This window comes from Agrobacterium sp. 16-172Ci (assembly GCF_053522725.1).
The window spans coordinates 135,772-152,430 of record NZ_JBNWBW010000002.1 but is presented as its reverse complement, the minus strand read 5'-3'; the positions used below and the strand labels follow the sequence as shown (position 1 = coordinate 152,430).

Sequence of the window (16,659 nt, the reverse complement as noted above, 5' to 3'; positions counted from 1 at the left end):
AAACCCGGCCTCAGCGCCGGGTTTTTTATTTGCAGCCTTATCGCGTACCGAAGATCGCCGAGCCTACACGAACGCTCGTTGCGCCGAATTCCACGGCAGTTTCGAAATCGCCCGACATGCCCATGGAAAGCTTCTCAAGTCCACATTGTTTGGCAAGCTTCGCCAGAAGCGCAAAATGCGGACCCGGATTTTCATCCGCCGGCGGAATGCACATCAGTCCTTCGACCCGCAATTTCAACTCATCCCGACAAAAGGCGACGAAAGCCACGGTCTCACGTGGATCGATACCCGCCTTTTGCGGCTCAAGCCCTGTATTAACCTGCACATAAAAACGAAGGCTGCGCCCCTGTTTGCCGCACTCCTCGGCAAGCGCGCGGGCGATCTTTTCGCGGTCGACGCTCTGCACCACATCAAACAGCGCCACGGCATCCGCCGCCTTGTTGGACTGTAGCGGGCCAATCAGATGCAACTCGATATCAGGCGTCTTCTCTTTCAGCGCCGGCCACTTGCCCTGCGCCTCCTGCACGCGGTTCTCGCCGAACACGCGCTGGCCGGCATCTATGACCGGCTGGATCGCCTCCGCCTCGAAGGTCTTCGAGACCGCGACGAGGGCAACATCCGCCGCCTTGCGTCCGGATTTTTCCGCAACATCGGCAATGCGCTGCCTGACATCCTCAAGACGTGCTTCGATTTCCATCACAAGACCTTCATTTGAACCATTCGCAACGCTAACTAGACCCCGATTGCCTTGATGCCAAGCGGGTTTAGCACCATTTGAGGCACGCTGGCCAAGATTGAACGCCCGAATGCCCCGCCAAACTTGACGCCCCGGTCGTTTCATGGTGAAGGTCAGCGCAAATTTTTCCCCTCGATACCCGGAATTCTAAACAATGGCCATCGAACGTTACAATCCTCGCGACGCCGAGCCGCGCTGGCAGCAGAAATGGAACGAAGACAAGGTCTTCGTGACCGACAACAGCGATCCGCGCGAGAAATATTACGTTCTGGAGATGTTTCCCTATCCTTCGGGACGCATCCACATGGGCCATGTCCGCAACTATGCCATGGGCGACGTGGTTGCCCGCTACAAGCGCGCCCGCGGTTTCAACGTCCTGCACCCGATGGGCTGGGACGCCTTCGGCATGCCTGCCGAAAACGCCGCCATGCAGAACAAGGTTCACCCGAAGGACTGGACCTACCAGAACATCGCCACCATGCGCGGCCAGCTGAAATCCATGGGTCTGTCGCTGGACTGGACCCGCGAATTCGCGACCTGCGACGTGGAATATTACCACCGCCAGCAGGCGCTGTTCGTCGATTTCATGGAAAAGGGTTTGGTCTACCGCAAGCAGTCCAAGGTCAACTGGGACCCGGTCGACCATACGGTTCTCGCCAACGAGCAGGTGATTGACGGCCGTGGCTGGCGCTCCGGCGCGCTGGTCGAACAGCGCGAGCTGACGCAATGGTTCTTCCGCATCACCGATTTCAGCCAAGACCTGCTGGACGAGCTGGATACGCTCGACCAATGGCCGGAAAAAGTGCGCCTGATGCAGAAGAACTGGATCGGCCGCTCCGAAGGCCTGTCGCTGCGCTGGCAGACGGTCGCCGGGACAGTGCCGGAAGGTTTCTCCGACATCACCGTATATACGACACGCCCGGACACCCTGTTCGGCGCCTCCTTCCTGGCAATTGCCGCCGACCACCCGCTGGCGAGAGAACTGTCCGCGAACAACCCGGCGATTGCCGAGTTCTGCGACGAATGCCGCCGCCATGGCACCTCGCTCGCAGCACTCGAAACGGCTGAAAAGAAGGGTATCGATACCGGCGTCAAAGTCGTCCACCCACTGGACCCCAACTGGGAACTGCCGGTCTACGTCGCCAATTTCGTGCTGATGGACTATGGCACCGGCGCGATCTTCGGTTGCCCCTCCGGCGACCAGCGCGACCTGGACTTTGCGCGCAAATACGGCCTGCCGGTCGTGGCGGTCGTCGCCCCCGAAGGGCCTGATGCTGCAAGCTTCACGGTCGATGACACCGCCTACACCGACGACGGCGTGATGATCAATTCCGGCTTCCTGAATGGTATGAAAACGACGGATGCCTTCGAGGCGGTCGTGCAGAAGCTGTCGGCGCAGACGCTGGGCAACGCGCCCCAGGCCGAGCGCAAGGTCAATTTCCGTCTGCGCGACTGGGGCATTTCCCGTCAGCGTTATTGGGGATGCCCGATCCCGGTCATCCATTGCGAAGTCTGCGGCGTCGTACCGGTCCCGAAAAAGGACCTGCCCGTCAAGCTGCCCGACGACGTGACGTTCGACGTGCCCGGCAACCCGCTGGACCGGCACCCCACCTGGCGTCATGTCTCCTGCCCGCAATGCGGCCATGACGCACGCCGCGAAACCGATACGATGGATACTTTCGTCGATTCCAGCTGGTATTACACGCGCTTCACCGCGCCGTGGGAAGACGCACCGACCGATCCGAAGGTCGCCAACCACTGGCTGCCGGTCGATCAGTATATCGGGGGCATCGAGCACGCTATCCTGCATCTGCTCTATTCGCGCTTCTTCACCCGCGCCATGCGCGAAACCGGCCATGTCGGCGTCAAGGAACCCTTCAAGGGACTGTTCACGCAGGGCATGGTGGTGCACGAGACCTATAGCCGCGGCGAAGGCACCGCACGCGAATGGGTGCCGCCGGCCGAACTCAGGATCGAGGAAAACGACGGCACGCGTCGCGCATTCCTGCTCTCGTCCGGCGAAGAGGTGAAGATCGGCTCCATCGAGAAGATGTCGAAGTCGAAGAAGAACGTGGTTGACCCCGACGATATCATCGCGTCCTACGGCGCCGATACCGCACGCTTCTTCGTGCTGTCGGACTCTCCGCCCGATCGTGACGTCATCTGGTCCGAAGCCGGGGTGGAAGGCGCAAACCGATTCGTTCAGCGCGTCTGGCGCATCATCGGCGAAGCAGCGGAAGAACTGAGAACCGTTCAGCCGAAGCCTGCGACCGAAGGCGAAGGCTTGGCGGCCTCCAAGGCGGCCCACAAGACGCTGAAGGCTGTTCAGGAAGATCTGGACAAGCTCGCCTTCAACAAGGCCATCGCCCGCATCCACGAACTGGTCAACGCGCTGGCCGGCCCGCTCGCCGATGTTGCTTCTGGCGGCAAGTCTGAGGACGTCAAGGCGGCCGCGCGCGACGCCGTCGAAATCCTCATCCGCATCATCGCCCCCATGACGCCGCATCTGGCGGAAGAATGCTGGTCCGCATTGGGCAATGCGGGCCTCGTGGCCCAAACGCCATGGCCGGCCTTCGTCGCTTCGCTGGTCGAGGAAAACGATGTGGTCATGCCCGTGCAGGTCAACGGCAAGAAGCGTGGCGAATTGACAATCGCGCGCGATGCGGATCAAGATGCGGTCCGAACGGCCGCCCTTGCGCTGGATGCCGTCAAATCCATTCTTGCCGGTGGCGAGCCCAAGAAAGTCATCGTGGTTCCGCAGAGGATTGTGAACATTGTTGTCTGACGTTTTTTCAAGATGGGGCCGCGTCGCGGCAGCGATTTCCGTCGTGACGATGGCTGGTCTTCTGGCAGGCTGCCAGGTGCGCCCGCTTTATGGGGAAGCTTCCGGAACCAAGGAGAGACTGGCGGCCGTCAGCGTCTCCGAGACCGGCGGCAGAGTTGGGCAGGAAGTCCGCAACCAGCTGATCTTTCTGATGTCCGGCGGTGCTGGCGAACCCGCCACGGCGCAATATAACGTCAAGGTTTCCGTAAGCTCGAGCGCGACGTCAACGGAAGTGCAGAATTACGACCTGACGACCCGCGCGAACAACAATTACGATGGCCCATACCCTGGTCGTGTCGTGATGAGCGGTCAATATGTGCTGACACGCGTTTCCGACGGTCAAATCCTGCGCTCCGCACGGCGTAGCGTGACGGCGCAGGTGGATCTTCCGCAGCAGGAATTCGCCAAGATCAGGGCAACCCGCGACGCCGAGAACCGTGCGGCCCGGGAACTGGCTGAAATCATCCGCACCGATATCGCCGCCACGCTCGGCCGCTGAGAGCGGCGGCCGTGACGGAGATAAAGTCCCATGAATTTGAGCGCTTCGCCGAAAATCCGGCGGAGCGCTTTCGCGTTTTCGTGCTTTACGGCCCGGATCGCGGTCTCGTATCGGAACGCGCAGGCGTCATCGCCAAAAAAACCGGTATCGATCCTCATGACGCTTTCGCATCGCTGAAACTGACCGCATCCGATCTGCAGGGCGACCCCGGCCGTCTGCTCGACGAGGTGAATGCCATCGGCCTTTTCGGCGGCGAAAAACTCGTCTGGGTCAAAGGTGCTGCGGCCGAAAAGGCGCTGGTGGATGCGCTGCAGATTCTTGCCGAGACCCCGCCGGAAGCAAGCTTCCTCATCATCGAAGCAGGCGACATAAAGAAGGGTACGGGACTGCGCAAGATCGCAGAACCGGCGCGCTCCATCGCTGCGATTCCCTGTTACGCCGACGATGCGCGCTCATTGAACGCATTGATCGATCAGGAACTCTCCGCCGATAATCTGCGCATTGCGCCAGCCGCAAGACAGAGGCTCATCGAATCCCTGGGTGGTGACCGTATCGCCTCGCGCAATGAAATCCGCAAGCTGGCGCTCTATTGCCGTGGGGCAGACGTGGTCGAGGAAGACGATGTGCTGGCGATCATCGGAGACGCTAGCACGGTTTCCGCAGACGATGCCGTCGACGCCATTCTGAAAGGCGACAGAAACGCCTTTTTCCACGCGACGCAGAAGATCGTCTCTTCGAAGACCCCGATCTTTCTTGTGCTCCAGGGGTGCCTCAAGCAATTCCAGTTACTCGACCAGATGCGGGCCGAAATGGATGAGAAAAAACTGCAGGCCGGTCAGGTCATGCAGACGCTTGGACGCCACATCCATTTCCGCAGAAAACCCATCATCGAAAGAGCCCTGCGAACCTGGCAGCCAGCGGCAATCGCACGCGAGATGAACCGTCTGCAGGCCGCCATACTGCAAAGCCGTCAGCGGCAGAGCCTGGAGGAAAGCGTGGCCCTTCTGACATTGCTGTCGACCACGCTGCAATCCGGCCGCGGCGGATGAGGCCCAGCAAAAAGCCCTCGCGCTGCTGCTGCGAGGGCTTTTTAAATCATGGTTTCACGGTCGGGCCGTAAAAACTCAGTCGCCCTGTCCGGGCTCTGCGGAGAAATAGAGCTCGAGCTTGCCTTCGACACCGTCCATTTCCTTGGCTTCCGGCATCGGGTCGCGCTTGATCGTGATATTAGGCCAGATTGCCGCATATTCGGCATTGAGCTTCAGCCATTTGTCGAGACCCGGCTCCGTATCGGGCTTGATGGCTTCGGCGGGACATTCCGGTTCGCAGACACCGCAATCGATACATTCATCGGGATTGATCGCGAGGAAATTTTCACCCTCGTAAAAGCAGTCGACGGGGCAGACCTCAACGCAATCGGTATATTTGCAGCGGATGCAATTGTCGGTCACGACATATGTCATGATGAACTCCAGAATATGCAGGCCGGGTCTGTGGGCTTCGGAACACAAGCCGTCGCCCGGAATTCAGACAGGGCAATTTCGCAAGTGACGTAATGCCTTTGCTTACAGATAGCAAGGATAAACAATTCTGAAAAAGGGGTGCGACCTAGAGGTTTATTCTAATCTTTGCTTCCGTCGCTGTCAGACAGAAACCTGTCGAGCGCCCTGCGCTCTTTTTTGGTGGGACGCCCGCTGCCCGGCTGGCGCAACGCCTGCTCAAGGGGTGTCAGCCTGTCGGAAGGTTCCCGTGGCGGCGTCTCGTCGTCATAGAGAAGTCTGGCTTCCTCATAGGGTCCACGCCGTGTTCCGCCGGACTTGACGACGAGCACCTTGTCCATCCGCTCGAAGCCGATCTCCAGCCTGTCGCCCGCCTTCACCACATGGCTGGACTGGCGAATGGCAATGCCGTTGACCTTGACGTGGCCCGACTGAATGTAGCTCTGGGCGAGCGAACGGGATTTTGCCATGCGGGCAAAGAACAGCCACTTGTCCAGACGCTGACGCGTGCTTTCCAGTGGCTGTTCGCTGCTTCCCATGGGCCTACTTCTTAAGCTGCTCCTTGAGAGCAGCGAGCTTTGCGAAAGGCGAATCCGGATCGAGCGGCTTTTCCTTGCGCGGCGGCTTGGCTTCGAAGCGCTGCTGACCCTGCGGCTTTCCGCCACGGTCATTGCGTTCTGGCCGGTCCTTGCGCTCCCCGCGATCATGACGATCATTGTTGCGGTTGTTGCCACGGTCCGGACGTCCGCCATCACGCTTGCGCTCGCCGTCGCCACTGCGATTAGCCGCGTCGCGGTTTGCACCGTCACGATTGTCGCGACGACCTTCACTACGACGCTCGCCCTGTTCACGCGCGCCTTCACCACGGCCCTGACCGCGATTGCCGGGACGACGGTTTTCGCTACGCTGATTTTCGTTACGACCACCCGGACGCCACAGAAGAACGGGCTTGGGCTCGGCGGCCTCGACGCCTTCCGGCGCAGCCTCGGCTGCGGCAGCCTCCGCAACCGACGCCTCGACAGCTTCGCCTTCGACAGCAGCAGCCGTCTCGGACACCTGTTCTTCGGAAGCCGGCTCGTGCTCCTCGGTCTCGACGCTTTCCTCTTCAGCCGTCGCCGCTTCCGCAGCAGTCGGAGCAGAGGCACCGGCGTGGCTGGCGAGGAAGGCCTGCGCCTCTTCCGCCGTCACCTGATCGGCGCGGTAACCGAGGCCCTTCAGAATTTCTTCCATGTCGTCAAGCGTCGCGCCGAGAATGGAAAGCATCGCGGTCGTGGTCGTGAAACGGCGACCGTCATAGGCGCCTTCCGGACGCGGCTGCTGGCCGGGTTTCCACTGCAGCAGCGGGCGGATGAGATCGGCCAGACGCTCGAGAATGTCGATACGTACGGCGCGCTTTCCGAGGAAGCGGAAACCGGCGAGCTTGTAGAACATGCGCTCGAAGCTGGCATCGGTGACGACCGAGGTACGGCCTGCGGCCAGCACCGGAATGAGGTCGCCGTAACCCGGCTTGCCGAGACCGTCATTCTTCAAAGCCCAGAGCAGCGTCACAAGCTCCGCCGGAGCGGGCTTCAGAAGCGCTGGCAGGAAAACGTGATAAGCGCCGAAACGAACGCCGTAACGGCGCATGGAGGCGCGCGCATCCTGATCGAGAGACTTCACGTCTTCGGCAACGTCGCGGCGGAACAGCACGCCTAGATTTTCCACGAGCTGGAACGCCAGACCCTTCGCCAGACCCTGAAGGTCTTCGGCGCGGGAAATATCGTCCAGCGGCTTCAGCACGGTCGCAATCTGATGATTGACGAAACGCTCTACGCGCGCCAGCGCGTGATCACGGGCATTGCCGTTCAGCTGCTCGTCGGCAAGCAGGATCACCCGCGGCTTCATGATGTTGTCGCCGGCCGAAAGGCGGGCAACCGGTTCGCCCAACCAGCGAACCAGACCATCGGAGCTCAAAGCGAGATCGCCATTTCCACTGGCATGCAGACGCGCGGCACGCGCCTCGAATTCGAGCGCAAGCGCCTTCTGCGCCGCAGCCTGCACGGCCTTCTGATCCGGCCCTTCCATTCCCGGCACCGGCGTGAACCGGAACCCGGCCAACTGGCCGACGTGATGACCTTCTACGAAGACATCACCATTTACACTGATTTCAGCTTCAAGCATCGCATTCTCTCTCAGGCGCCTCATGAGCACAGATGTCCTGCGATCAACAAAGCGTTTCGTCAACCTTTCATGTAGCGCATCGGACAATCGATCCTCGATTTCCCGAGTCTTTTCTTGCCAGTGTGTCGGATCGGCAAGCCATCCTGGGCGGTTCGATACATAAGTCCATGTTCTGATCTGCGCAATCCTCGCAGACAAGGTATCGATCTCTCCATCCGTCCGGTCGGCGCGACGCACCTGCTCGGCCATGAAATCCTCGTTCACCGCCCCGCGTTTGACGAGGTCGAAATAGAGCGTGGAGATCAGGTCCGCATGCTGGGCAGGAGCAATGCGGCGATAGTCTGGAAGCGCGCACGCCTCCCAGAGTTTTTCCACCCGCGCATCGCTCGTCGTCACATCGATGATCTCTGGATAACGCGACAGATATTCCAGCGCCTGCTGGTCGATTGCCGGCAGGGCGCGCGAAAGTCCCTGGATAGCCGGCGCGGCATCGAGACTCAGACGCAGATTGGCGATGGAGGAAAAATCGAAATTTTTCGTCCGCCACTGCAGAACCTTAACCGCATCGAACTGATGGGTTTCGATCCGCTCCACCAGCTCGTCATCGAACGGATCGACACGCCCCGTCACGCCGAATGTGCCATCGCGAAGATGGCGGCCGGCGCGGCCGGCGATCTGGCCGATCTCGCCGGGATTGAGATTGCGGAACTGATAGCCGTCGAATTTTCGGTCCTGCGCGAAGGCGACATGGTCGACATCGAGGTTGAGACCCATGCCGATGGCGTCCGTCGCCACCAGATATTCGACGTCGCCGGACTGGTAGAGCCCCACCTGCGCATTGCGCGTGCGCGGCGAAAGCGCGCCCAGCACCACGGCAGCACCGCCGCGCTGGCGGCGCACCAGCTCAGCGATGGCATAGACCTCATCGGCGGAAAAGGCGACAATCGCCGTGCGTTGCGGCAGGCGGGTTATCTTCTTCTGACCCGCATAAAAGAGCTGCGACAGGCGCGGCCGCTCGACCACGGTTATTCCCGGCAACAGCTTCTCGAGGATAGGACGCATCGTGCCCGCGCCGAGCAGCAGCGTTTCCTCCCGCCCGCGCAGATGCAGCACCCGGTCGGTGAAGATGTGCCCGCGTTCGAGATCGCCCGCCAGCTGCACCTCGTCGATCGCGACGAATGCGGCCGTCGTCTCGCGCGGCATGGCTTCCACCGTGCAGACGGAATATTTGGCTTTAGGCGGTGCGATTTTTTCTTCGCCGGTAATCAGCGCCACATTCGGCGCACCCACCTTTTCAACGAGGCGGGTATAGACCTCCCGCGCCAGAAGACGCAGCGGCAGGCCAATGACACCGCTGCCATGCGCGACCATCCGCTCGATCGCGTAATGGGTCTTGCCGGTATTGGTGGGGCCGAGAACGGCCGTGACACCGCGGCCGCTCAGGATCATGGGGCGAAAATTCAACGTACTATCCGCGAATCGACTTCATCTGCTTGCCGTGCGCCCAGCATTGCTGATGCGGGCCGCACGCACCACACATGGCAACGCCCGCCGACAAAGGCAATAGGCCTCACCCGCAAAGTGGCGCAGGGCGACCAGTCGACGGAATTTTCCGTTCAGATTCAGCTATTTGAACAAATAAAAAGAATCCGGCGAAAATGAAATCGATTCGGCTGCGGAACAGTCTGCGAACGAATCGAATACGAATCGCTGACTCGATGGGATTCAGCTTTTGTTCTCCGCAATATCTGGTTGGCCAAGGCGCAGATCGTACCAGATTATGAATCCGGATAAGTCCTTGGCCGGATTCGGCTTTACGGCAAAGCCGCCGGGCAGGAAATCCCGGAATCGGCTGTCAAGCGGCAATACCGAAAAAGCCGATCAGAAACATGCAGGAAGGGTCGGATCAGAGCGCCTCGCCAGCAAGCAGACGCGGCGCATTCGCATCCGTCGTGCCGGCGGCCTGACCGATGAAATAGGATTTGAGACCCGGCAAACGATCCACCACGCCGAGACCGAAATCACGCATGATACGGATGGGGCCAATATCGTTGGAGAAAAGCCGGTTCAGCACATCCGTCGTCACCCCCATCCGCAACGTGTCGAAACGCCGCCACGACTGGTAACGCTCCAGAACGTTGAGTGAGCCAATATCGAGGCCGAGCCGGTCGGCCTCGACCACGGTTTCGGCGAGAGCGGCCACGTCCTTGAAGCCAAGATTGAGGCCCTGCCCGGAAATCGGGTGAATGCCGTGGGCCGCATCGCCCGCAAGCGCAAAACGCGGCGCAACGAAAGAACGCGCCAGCGTCAGACCCAGTGGGAAGGCGCGGCGGGGACCGACCGGACGAAGAGGACCCAGCTTGTGACCGAACCGGCGCTCCAGTTCCTCCTCGAACACCAGATCGTCGGAGGCTACCAGCCTGTCGGCATCGGCCGTGCGTTCGGTCCAGACGAGCGAAGAGCGATTTCCCTTCAGCGGCAGGATGGCGAAGGGGCCGGATGGGAGGAAATGCTCTTCGGCGCAGCCCTCATGCGGCCGCTCATGCTCAACGGTCGTCACGATACCGGACTGATCGTAAGCCCAGTGCACGGTCTTGATACCGGCCATATCCCTGAGCGCGGAGCGAACGCCGTCACAGGCAATCAGCAATCGCGCTTCGAGCGTCGACCCGTCGGAAAGGCGAATGGCCGTCGACTGGGGACCCGCGGAAAAATCGGAAACACTGAGACCGTGACGGATTTTTATGCCAAGGCGCTCGCACAGGCCTCGCAATGCGCCCACCAGAGCGACGTTCGGAACCATATGGGCAAACGGCCTGCCTTCTTCCACGGCGCCGTCGAAAGTCAGGAACACGGGACGCACCGGATCGGCGGTCTTCGAATCGGTGACGATCATCTTGTGTATCGGCTGCGCTTCCGGCTCGATCTCGTTCCATATGCCGAAAACATCGAGCATCCGGGTGGCTGCGGCAATAATGGCGGAAGCGCGAACGTCCTTCGACCAGACATCTTCGGGAGAGGCCTCAACCACCTGCACATCAAGATGCCGGGCCGCCTGCTTGATTGCGACAGCAACGGAAAGACCGACATATCCGCCGCCTGCCACCACTACGTCCAGCATCGCGCTTCTCCTCGAATCTTGTGCACGCATCATCGGCGCACTATAGACCATGTGACGTCTTCCTACAGCCGGAGCAGGCCGAAAAAATGTCGCATCCCTCGCAAACGTCAGACCCGATGGCCAATCTCATCGCCACACTCGATCTTGAGAAGCTGGAAGAGAACCTGTTCCGGGGCGAAAGCCCGCAGATCGGCTGGCAGCGGGTTTTCGGCGGCCAGGTCATCGCGCAGGCCCTGATCGCCGCGCAAAGAACCGTGGATAACGACCGTTTCGTGCATTCGCTGCATGCCTATTTCATGCGCCCCGGCGATCCGCTGGTGCCTATTGTCTACCAGGTGGAGCGCATCCGCGACGGCGCGAGCTTCTGCACACGCCGGGTGGTCGCCATCCAGCATGGCAAGGCCATTTTTTCCATGTCGGCGTCGTTTCAGATTTTCGAGGATGGTTTCGACCATCAGATCAAAATGCCTGACGTGACGCCGCCTGAAAAACTGATGAGCGAAGAGCAGATGCAGGCGGCCTTTCTTGCCAAGGCGCCCGCCTCTATCCGCAAATACTGGAGCAACAAGCGGCCGATAGAGATACGGCCGGTATCGCTGACCCACTATATCTCCAGGGAAAAACTCGAACCGCAACAGGATATCTGGGTTCGCGCCGTCGGCGATGTGCCTGATGATCCGCGCCTGCAATCGGCCATTCTCGCTTATCTCTCAGATATGACCCTGCTCGACACCTCGCTCTACGCCCATGGCACGACCATCTTCGATCCGTCCATTCAGGTGGCGAGCCTCGATCACGCCATGTGGTTCCACCGCCCCTGCCGGCTGGATGACTGGCTGCTCTACACACAGGACAGCCCCAGCGCTTCCGGCGCACGCGGTTTGACTCGTGGCAATATTTTCACCAGACAGGGTGAACTGGTCGCCTCCGTGGCGCAGGAGGGTTTGATCCGCAAAAGGGCAAATGATTAAATAATGTGCTTTTTCTAAAAATCGCACATTTAATAGACGCAAATTTTGGCGACAAATGCCCCTTTTTCAGACGCCCTTCATATAAGTTTTATATTTCAATACGTTAGATACACACTCAAAACTGGCACGCCCTTTGAATGTATGTCCGCAGTCGCTGTTACTGATCTGCCAGCGGCAGGAGAGTCGGCTCCGTGCCGAGGACAAAACAAAGGATGGGAAACCAGATGAAAATTGTGATGGCCATTATCAAGCCGTTCAAGCTGGATGAAGTGCGCGAAGCGCTCACCGGCGTCGGCATCCAGGGCCTGACCGTGACCGAGGTAAAGGGTTACGGACGCCAGAAGGGGCATACCGAGATTTATCGCGGCACGGAATATGCGGTGAGCTTCCTTCCCAAGCTGAAGATCGAGATCGCAGTTCCATCCGACGTCGTCGACAAGGCCGTCGAAGCGATCGCTTCTGCGGCAAAGACCGGGCAGATCGGTGACGGCAAGATCTTCGTCTACTCTATCGAACAGGCCGTGCGCATCCGTACCGGCGAAACCAACACAGAAGCGCTTTGAAGCACGGCTGACAGGGGAGTTTTCTAACTATGCAACTCAACAAGTTTTCAACGCTCGGCAAGCTAGGCGCCGCAGCGGCGGCCCTGATGGCTCCGGCCATCGCCTTTGCCCAGGATGCAGCGCCGGCAGTGGCCGCGGCCGCTCCCGTTCCGGAAAAAGCCGACACCGCATTCATGTATGTCGCGACGATCCTCGTGCTTTTCATGATCATTCCGGGCCTCGCCCTGTTTTACGGCGGCCTTGTCCGCACCAAGAACATGCTCTCCGTTCTCATGCAGTGCACGGTCGTCGGCGCAGTCATGATGCTCGTCTGGGTAATCTACGGTTACTCCTTCGCCTTTGGCGGCGGCACCGGCCCTTATTTCGGCGGTTTCGGCAAGCTGTTTCTGTCGGGCGTTTCGCTTGACAGCACCTCGGCAACCTTCTCTGAGGGCGTCGTGATCTACGAATACACCTTCATCGCGTTCCAGATGACCTTCGCGGCCATCACGCCGGCGCTGATCATCGGCGCCTTCGCAGAACGCGTCAAATTCTCCGCCGTCATCCTCTTCACCATCCTGTGGGCCACCTTCGTCTATTTCCCGATCGCTCACATGGTCTGGGATGCAAACGGCCTGATCTTCGGCATGGGCGCTCTCGACTTCGCCGGCGGCACTGTCGTTCACATCAATGCCGGCATCGCAGGCCTGATCGGCGCGATCATGGTCGGCAAGCGTACCGGCTTCGGCAAGGACATGATGGCCCCCCACTCGATGACGCTGACGCTGGTCGGCGCAGCCATGCTGTGGTTCGGCTGGTTCGGCTTCAACGCCGGTTCCAACCTCGAAGCATCGGGCGGTGCGGTTCTCGCAACCATGAACACCTTCCTCGCAACTGCAGCCGCCATCGTTTCCTGGTCGCTGGTTGAAAGCTTCACCCGCGGCAAGGCCTCCATGCTGGGCGCCGCTTCGGGCATGATCGCCGGTCTCGTCGCCGTCACGCCCGCCGCTGGCTCCGTCGGCCCGATGGGTGCCATCGTTCTCGGCCTCATCGTCTCGCCGATCTGCTACTTCTTCGTCTCCGTGGTGAAGAACAAGTTCGGTTACGACGACACGGCTGACGTCTTCGGCGTCCACGGTATCGGCGGCATCATCGGCGCTCTGGGCACCGGCATCTTCACCTCGCCGCTGCTTGGCGGCACAGGCAAGGAAGACTTCTCCATCGCCTCGCAGGTCTGGACGCAGTTCGTCGCCGTCGCCATCACCATCGTCTGGTGCGCCATCGTCTCCGCGATCCTCTACAAGATCGTCGACGTGATCGTCGGTCTGCGGGTTCCGGTCGAAGCCGAACGCGAAGGTCTCGACCTCGCAACCCACGGCGAAGCCGCGTACCACTCCTGATATCCGGGAAAAGGGGTTCTCCATCCCCTCTCCCAAAAGAAGGCCCGCTCCGGCGGGCCTTTTTCTTTGCCGTAAATCTGAAGCGCTTCAAAAAACCGCATGGTTAACACGACATTAACCAGCAAGCGGTTAGTTTTCCCTGTCAATCCGGGATCAGGTCTCCTGCCGGATCTTGCCGAAACCATAAAACGACGGGTTCAGGGACATGGGCAGAATGCATTCTCCGACATTCGATGGTCGTCACACGCGCTTCGTGTTGACGGCGTTTTTCGTGCGTCAGATCATGGCTCTCGCCGGTTTCGCTCTGCTGGCCACGATTGCACTGGGCATCGCCGCGCTCGCGACATGGAATGTCGCGGATCCGAGCCTCTCCTACGCGACAGGAAACCAGCCCACCAATCTTCTGGGCTACGGCGGTGCGATTTTCGCCGATATCGTGATGCAGTTCCTCGGGCTTTCCGCAATCATCTCGCTCCTGCCTGTCATCGCCTGGGCGATCGCGCTGATCGCCGGCCGCAAATTCCACCGCATACCCGTTCGCCTTGTGGCCTGGGTCGCAGGCGCCATCGTCTGCGCCGCCTCGCTCGGCTGTTTTCCGGCCCCCGTGACATGGCCGCTGCCGAACGGCATCGGCGGCGTCATCGGTGACATGATCCTGCGTTTTCCCGCCCTTTTTATCGGCGCTTACCCCACCGGCACGATTGCCACGGTACTGGGTGTGATATTCGCGGCGCCTGCCGCATGGCTGATGCTGTTTGCCGCCGGTGTCGTTGGCGGTCTGGATGACGAGCTGGAACGCGAAGAGGCCGCTCCCGTCGCCACCAGCAAGGCCCGCGCCGCCCGTGAGGCCGAAGAGGATGATGAAGACGACGGCGAGGGTTTCTTCGCCAATATGCTCGCCTTCGGCGCACTGGCGCATTACTGGTACATCACCCAGGCGCGCCTGCGCCGCCTGTTCGGCCTGAAGTCGAAATCACTGCACGATGAATTCGAACATCCTTACGACTTCAACGAATATGAATTCGGCACGCTGAACGAACCGTCGCGCCTCAAGACCGCGATCAACCGCCTCGACCAGCGCGCAGAGCCGTCTTTCGAAGAACGCGCCGCATCGCGTCGCCAGATGTCACCTCCCTCCATCGCCCTCGATCATGACGAGGACATGGATGACGAACAAACCTTCGACGCGGATGGACGCCGGCTGCCGAACGGCATTCTCTCCGACGACGAGTCCGACCAGAAATTCACGGCCCGACAGGCACCGGGACGCGGGCAGCCCAGAATAACCGCCCCTTCCGCACGCCCGAAGCCCAGTGAGCGCGTGGCAAGGGAAGCGCAGGCCTCTTTCATCGCCGCAGACGGTTTCCAGCTCCCCACCGTCCACCTTCTGGCGGAGCCGAAGAATGTCGTGCGCGACAATATGCTGAGCGAGGAAGTGCTGGAACAGAATGCCCGCCTTCTGGAAGGCGTTCTCGAGGATTTCGGCGTCAAGGGCGAGATCATTCATGTCCGCCCCGGCCCGGTCGTCACGCTCTACGAACTGGAACCGGCACCCGGCATCAAATCCTCTCGTGTCATCGGCCTTGCCGATGACATCGCCCGCTCCATGAGCGCGATCGCGGCCCGCGTCGCCGTCGTTCCCGGCCGCAATGCCATCGGCATCGAACTGCCGAACCAGACGCGCGAAACCGTGTTCCTGCGGGAACTGATCGGCAGCCGCGATTTCGAAAACAGCAAGGCCAAACTCGCCATGGCGCTCGGCAAGACCATCGGCGGCGAACCCGTCATCGCCGATCTCGCCAAGATGCCGCATCTTCTCGTTGCCGGCACCACGGGTTCGGGTAAGTCGGTCGCCATCAACACCATGATCCTGTCGCTGCTTTACCGCATGTCGCCGGAACAGTGCCGCCTGATCATGATCGACCCGAAAATGCTCGAACTGTCGATCTATGACGGCATTCCGCATCTGCTCTCTCCCGTCGTTACCGATCCGAAAAAGGCCGTCGTGGCGCTGAAGTGGACGGTGCGCGAGATGGAAGAGCGCTACAAGAAGATGTCGAAGATCGGCGTGCGCAATATCGACGGCTTCAACAGCCGCGTGCAGCAGGCGCTCGACAAGGGCGAGATACTCACCCGCACGGTGCAGACCGGCTTCGACCGCCAGACCGGCGAGGCGATCTACGAAACGGAAGAGTTCGATCTGAAGCCCCTGCCCTATATCGTCGTCATCATCGACGAGATGGCCGACCTGATGATGGTGGCCGGCAAGGACATCGAAGGCGCGGTGCAGCGCCTGGCGCAGATGGCGCGCGCCGCCGGCATCCATGTCATCATGGCGACCCAGCGCCCCTCCGTCGACGTCATCACCGGCACGATCAAGGCAAACTTCCCGACCCGCATCTCCTTCCAGGTGACGTCGAAGATCGACAGCCGCACCATCCTTGGAGAGCAGGGCGCCGAGCAGCTGCTCGGCATGGGCGACATGCTCTATATGGCAGGCGGCGGGCGCATCCAGCGCGTGCACGGTCCTTTCGTTTCCGACAACGAGGTGGAAGAGATCGTCGCCTATCTGAAAACACAGGGCGCACCGGAATATCTGGAAGCGATTACCGAGGAAGACGACGAGGAAGGCAATGGCGTCGGCCCGGCCGGCGCCGGCAGTTTCTCCGATTCCGAGGACCCTTACGATCAGGCCGTGGCCGTCGTTCTTCGCGATGGCAAAGCCTCCACCTCTTATGTGCAGCGGCGTCTCGGCATCGGCTATAACCGCGCCGCCTCGCTGATCGAGCGCATGGAGCAGGAGGGCATTATCGGCCCCGCCAACCACGCCGGAAAACGCGAAATACTCGTACCGACGGAAGCAGACATCATCGAGCGGTAACGTCCGCAACCAAGCGGGGCGAAGAA

General features: G+C 60.5%; 12 protein-coding genes. 7 read left to right on the top strand and 5 right to left on the bottom strand.

What is annotated here, in order from left to right:
• Positions 1 to 37: 37 nt before the first annotated feature.
• Positions 38 to 697 (bottom strand): YggS family pyridoxal phosphate-dependent enzyme, encoded by a 660-nt coding sequence (locus ACQZ40_RS03735; RefSeq protein ID WP_448747421.1) that lies wholly within the window; start codon positions 695 to 697, stop codon positions 38 to 40.
• A gap of 193 nt (positions 698 to 890) precedes the next feature.
• Between ACQZ40_RS03735 and leuS the strand changes: the two genes are divergently transcribed.
• The 3 genes from leuS to holA are packed head-to-tail and all read left to right on the top strand — an operon-like array spanning position 891 to position 5,108.
• Positions 891 to 3,521 carry a leucine--tRNA ligase gene (gene leuS, locus ACQZ40_RS03730; protein ID WP_448747420.1) on the top strand — a complete coding sequence of 877 codons (2,631 nt, stop codon included), beginning with the start codon at positions 891 to 893 and terminating at the stop codon, positions 3,519 to 3,521.
• Positions 3,514 to 4,059: an LPS assembly lipoprotein LptE gene (gene lptE / locus ACQZ40_RS03725; protein ID WP_161987770.1), complete on the top strand. Its 546-nt coding sequence runs from the start codon at positions 3,514 to 3,516 to the stop codon at positions 4,057 to 4,059. Before leuS ends, lptE begins: the two co-directional genes overlap by 8 nt.
• An 11-nt stretch (positions 4,060 to 4,070) precedes the next feature.
• Positions 4,071 to 5,108 (top strand): DNA polymerase III subunit delta, encoded by a 1,038-nt coding sequence (holA, locus tag ACQZ40_RS03720; protein WP_448747419.1) that lies wholly within the window; start codon positions 4,071 to 4,073, stop codon positions 5,106 to 5,108.
• A gap of 75 nt (positions 5,109 to 5,183) precedes the next feature.
• On the opposite strand, the gene fdxA is transcribed toward holA, so the two are convergent.
• The 4 genes from fdxA to ACQZ40_RS03700 form a co-directional block, all read right to left on the bottom strand.
• Positions 5,184 to 5,522: a ferredoxin FdxA gene (fdxA, locus tag ACQZ40_RS03715; protein ID WP_003520294.1), complete on the bottom strand. Its 339-nt coding sequence runs from the start codon at positions 5,520 to 5,522 to the stop codon at positions 5,184 to 5,186.
• Between the two features lie 158 nt (positions 5,523 to 5,680).
• Entirely contained in the window at positions 5,681 to 6,097 is a 417-nt protein-coding gene (locus ACQZ40_RS03710) for an RNA-binding S4 domain-containing protein (protein WP_020810999.1), read from the bottom strand.
• Positions 6,098 to 6,101: 4 nt separating this feature from the next.
• Positions 6,102 to 9,167: a helicase-related protein gene (locus ACQZ40_RS03705; protein WP_448747498.1), complete on the bottom strand. Its 3,066-nt coding sequence runs from the start codon at positions 9,165 to 9,167 to the stop codon at positions 6,102 to 6,104.
• Positions 9,168 to 9,624: 457 nt separating this feature from the next.
• Positions 9,625 to 10,950: a ubiquinone biosynthesis hydroxylase gene (locus ACQZ40_RS03700; RefSeq protein ID WP_448747497.1), complete on the bottom strand. Its 1,326-nt coding sequence runs from the start codon at positions 10,948 to 10,950 to the stop codon at positions 9,625 to 9,627.
• Here ACQZ40_RS03700 and tesB point away from each other — a divergent pair.
• The 4 genes from tesB (at position 10,926) to ACQZ40_RS03680 (ending at position 16,633) form a co-directional block, all read left to right on the top strand.
• Positions 10,926 to 11,810, top strand: a complete 885-nt coding sequence (tesB, locus tag ACQZ40_RS03695; RefSeq protein WP_142844422.1) for an acyl-CoA thioesterase II — start codon at positions 10,926 to 10,928, stop codon at positions 11,808 to 11,810. The genes ACQZ40_RS03700 and tesB overlap by 25 nt on opposite strands.
• A 212-nt stretch (positions 11,811 to 12,022) precedes the next feature.
• Positions 12,023 to 12,373 (top strand): P-II family nitrogen regulator, encoded by a 351-nt coding sequence (locus ACQZ40_RS03690; RefSeq protein WP_004444057.1) that lies wholly within the window; start codon positions 12,023 to 12,025, stop codon positions 12,371 to 12,373.
• A gap of 29 nt (positions 12,374 to 12,402) precedes the next feature.
• Positions 12,403 to 13,752 carry an ammonium transporter gene (locus tag ACQZ40_RS03685; RefSeq protein ID WP_121490421.1) on the top strand — a complete coding sequence of 450 codons (1,350 nt, stop codon included), beginning with the start codon at positions 12,403 to 12,405 and terminating at the stop codon, positions 13,750 to 13,752.
• 214 nt (positions 13,753 to 13,966) lie between these two features.
• Positions 13,967 to 16,633 (top strand): DNA translocase FtsK, encoded by a 2,667-nt coding sequence (locus ACQZ40_RS03680; RefSeq protein WP_448747418.1) that lies wholly within the window; start codon positions 13,967 to 13,969, stop codon positions 16,631 to 16,633.
• Positions 16,634 to 16,659: the final 26 nt, after the last annotated feature.